Origin of the sequence: Flavobacterium chungangense LMG 26729 (genome assembly GCF_000735715.2) — a bacterium.
Classification (GTDB): Bacteria; Bacteroidota; Bacteroidia; order Flavobacteriales; family Flavobacteriaceae; genus Flavobacterium; species Flavobacterium chungangense.
This window is the reverse complement of sequence record NZ_JASY01000042.1, coordinates 1-4,505: the sequence shown is the minus strand read 5'-3', so window position 1 is coordinate 4,505 and position 4,505 is coordinate 1. Positions and strand designations below refer to the sequence as shown.

Genomic DNA, 4,505 nt, shown 5'->3' with positions numbered 1-4,505 from the left:
AATTATATAACTTCAATACAGGTATTTTCAATAACGGGGCAGGTTTTAAATACGTACACGGCAACTAAAAATAGTACCACTCAAAATATTTTGTTTCAGTCTTATCCTTCCGGGGTTTATGTTGTATTACTCAATTATAAATCAGGCGATCCTAAAACAATTAAAATCATTAAACAATAAGATTTCGATATGAAACAATTTTACTTTTTCATTTTTATTTTAGTAACTCATTTTTCATTTTCTCAAAATTTTACAGATACTAAAGGCGAACTGCAGATAGCAGCTTCCGGTACTGCTACTTACACCTTACCTATAGCCACACCGCCCAGTATAAAAAATGTCGCACCTATTATTAATCTTACCTATAGCAGTGGAGTAAGAGGAGGAATAGCCGGACAGGGATGGAGTATCAACAGTATTTCGGCAATTAGTCGTATAGCTACGCGTCGTGATATTGACGGTTTTGTTGACGGAGTTGATTTTGATGACAACGATAAACTGGCTTTGGACGGTCAGCGGTTATTAATAAAAACAGGTACGTATTGGGCACACGGTTCTACCTACGAAACCGAATATAAAAGCAATACCAAAATAGAATTAAAAATCGAAGGCACTGTAACGTATTTTATAGTCACAGCACCGGACGGTTCCAGAAGCTGGTACGGCTCAAAAGGAGATGGGACTCTGCAAAATTCGGTATCGGTCAATTCCTGGTACATTGTGCGTTTTGAAGATACGTATGGAAATTTTATTGATTATACCTATCAAACGGTTACCTATAACAGTACAAACCAATTGTATATTGATTCCATTATATTTAGCGGCAACACAACAGCAGGAATTGCGGCTCAGGATAAAATTGCTTTTAAATACGATAATGCAAAAAGGGTAGAAAGAGATTATATGAAAGGGGGTGCAGTCTATGCTACTAAAATTTTAAAATTCATAGAGGTATATGCAAACAATGCTATTTTCAGAAAGTACCAATTAACACATGCGACTGATGATTCAGGATATGAACGAGTAACAAGTATAAAGGAAATCAATGCCCAAAGTGAGGAATCAAACCCGGTAGTTTTTGAATATAATAGTACACCAACTAAAACGACAAGAACGGAAAAGACGTATGATAATAATCTGAATTTTAGTGAAGCAGAGACTGCTGGGGATTTTGATGGCGATGGACAGCTGGATTTTGTTGCTGATAACAAGGTTTTTACCAAATTATTTTTGGAGAATAGCGGAAATGCAGGTATTTCAATGCCTTCTGGATGGAACAAAAAAAATGCTTTTGCAGCAACTACGATAACAAGTAATAAACTAAATCAATTTCAGTCGATTGTTAATTCAAGTAGTGTTAATAATTTGTTGAATTTTAATGTATATAACTTAATTAATAATACTACACAATTGAGTTATGTTAAATCTTTTGATACTCAAAAAGACCCTGTTGTCATAAGGCCAGAAACATTAATATATGATGACTATACTCCGCATGCTGGAAATAGCGATTTTTTTAATCCAGTGACCCCTTTTGAACCAAACTATTATGAGGGTGATTTTAATGGAGATGGAATTAGTGAAGTCTTTATCATTCGACCAACAGTAGAATATCATAAAGAAACAACATATTATTATTGGAATAATGAAGAAAGCTATGAAATAAGAGCAGTAATAGACTCGCAAGAAGAAGATGTATATTTAGCAGATTTAAATTCAAATTCTTCTGTAAATCTTGGAAGTAAAGAATTTGTAAAGTTACTAGTTCCATCACAATTAAAACTAGCGACAAGTGTGGGTAGAGGGAATTATGTAGCTGATTTTAATGGAGACGGAAAATCGGATCTCTTAAATATAGATAACTATAATGGGAGTTATATAATTTTTAGTTTCAAACAATTAAATGTTTCACCATGGGTAGAATTAGAAGTTATCGGTTCTGGTACCATAGATAAATATTCAGTCGGAAAACAAACACTTTTCGGTGACTATAATGGTGATGGAAAAACGGATGTCATGCTTCCTGATGGAGAAGGTGGAGAAGGACAGGTGAAATGGCATATTTATTACAGTAATCCAAAACCGACCGGAGGAGAATTTTTCGTAAAAGAAACCCACGACAATATCGTAGAGTACTGGCCTAATACAGGTGGTCATTATGATTCGCAAGTCCATTTTAGCAATTATTATGCTATTGATATCAACAAAGACGGTAAATCAGATATTGTGCGTGTATGGAGAAGATATTACAAGCCTAAATGGACCATCAATGACCACAATACAGAATGGTGGGTAAAAGGTTATACAAATAATATAGGAAATACAGCCAGTGCCACTACATTTCCGATGACGTATGATTCAAAGGATGATAATCTTTCACCAATCACAGGACAGCCTTCCGGTTTTTTTTCTGGTTCGCCAGATATCCCAATTCCTTTAGTTTCCAATTACAGATACAACGGTGCAAATACCGATTTGGTTATTGTTCGTGGACATTATAACAAAATCGAATATTACCAATTCAATAAAGATTTTGATAAGGACAATCGATTAAAATCAGTCACAGAAGCCAATGGTAAAATCATTCAGACCATTGATTATAAAGCAATGGAAGCCACAGACGGCAAATTTGGAAATAGCAGCACTGATTTTTATTCTTCGGCAGATGCTGTAAACTATCCCAATGTTGAGATTGTCAGAAATTCAGGAAGTTATTTGGTTTCTAAATTAACCGCAACTATTAATGGAGTTTCTAAATATCAGGATTTCAGGTACCGTGGGTATGTATCCAATTTTAATTATGGTACAGTCGGCTTTACCAGAACCACAAGAAGCAGCTGGTATTTATCGGAATCCGATACCAAATTATGGACTACCCAGTACAATGATGTTAACCTAAGAGGCGCCAATACCATAACCTGGTCAAGCACTAATGGTTCAACGGTTTTTGATGCTACACCAGGCGGATTATTAAGTACTAAAACGAATGTTTTTTCAACTTATACCAACCCGACGTCAAAAGTATATAATGTACTCTTGGATTCGCAAACCACTCTGGATGCTTTATCCGGGGTAAAAATAGAAAATACCTATACCTATGATGGTACTGTGAACTCTGTCGATTATTATGGTTTGGAAAGAAAAGCAGTTACCAAAAACTATAGTGGTTCAACAGAGCAGGGAAGCACAACAGTCGACACAGAATATGACAGTAATCCATCAGGAACAGGTAGTTCATATTATATAGGAAGGCCTAAAAAAGTACTATCATTAGCCGAAAACGTTGCCTCGGGAGACAGACGAACAGCAGAAGAAGTGTACATCTATACAGGAGCAAACCTGACCCGAACAGAGAAAAAAGGGCACAATACTTATGCCATTATCGAAGACATGACTTATGATGCAGTAGGGAATCTGCTGACCAAAACGGTTTCTGCCCCTAATGCATTGCCGGTACCGATAGCCCGAAAAATAACAGACGAGTACGATGCCACCAAACGTTTCGTGGTCAAAAAAACAGACCACCAGAACTTTGTAACTAATTTTGTTTACAACAGACTGGGTCAGGTAACACAATCAACAAGCCCTTTTGGAGTAGTAAGCGATTATACATTTGATAATTGGGGAAAACTGACCAAAACCAAAACGACCGGTGCATCTGCAGTGCCATTGGAAACCACCATTACATATGCTAAATTATCAGATGGAGGCTACACTGTTACCAGCCAGAATACAGTAGGCGATAATGCGAAAAGCATTACGCAGTATGATGTATTGGGAAGAGCAGTTATCACAACAACAAAAGGTCTGGCAATCAATTCGACAATCTCAAAACAGGTGGTTTATGACGGGCTGGGAAGAAAGACAAAAGAAAGTGAGCCTTATTTTTCATCTCCAAGCCGATGGGTAGTCTATGAATACGATTACCTGATGCGTCCCACAAAAATAACACAGCCAACTGGCAGGATTCAGATATTATCGTATTCAGGCATGACTACAACCAGCGTTGATGATGGAAAAACAACAACCGTTACAGTAGATGCATTGGGCAATAAAACACAGACGATAGATCCGGGAGGCACCATCACTTTTTCTTATTATGCCAATGGGCAGTTGAAAGAATCAAATTATGGCGGGCATAAAGTGAATATTACCATCGACGGCTGGGGCAATAAAACAGCCATGACCGATCCTAATGCCGGCACTTATACCTACAGCTACGATGCTTTTGGACAGTTAATTGCCGAGACGACTCCTAAAGGCAGAACAGATACAACCTATGATGAATTTGGAAAGGTAACCAAAAGAAAAGTGTCAGGGGATGGAGCAGATATCGAGACAGAATATGCCTATAACTCTTTTGCTCAGCTTACAGGTGAGGTCAGCAAAAATAGTTTGGGAGCAAACATAGATAGTTTTGGCTATACCTATGATGAATACCACAGAGCTGTAACCAATACAGAAACCAATGCCGCTTTTACGCAAACTAAAACCATAACCTACGA

At 37.3% G+C, this 4,505-nt stretch carries 2 protein-coding genes; both read left to right on the top strand.

All coding sequences use genetic code 11. From position 1 onward, the window contains the following. On the top strand, window positions 1–180 hold a 180-nt coding region (locus tag JE46_RS23735; protein ID WP_031457783.1), incomplete at its 5' end, for a T9SS type A sorting domain-containing protein. A 9-nt stretch (window positions 181–189) separates the two neighbouring features. Next, a partial coding sequence (locus JE46_RS23730; protein ID WP_031457782.1) for a SpvB/TcaC N-terminal domain-containing protein occupies window positions 190–4,505 on the top strand: 4,316 nt, incomplete at its 3' end.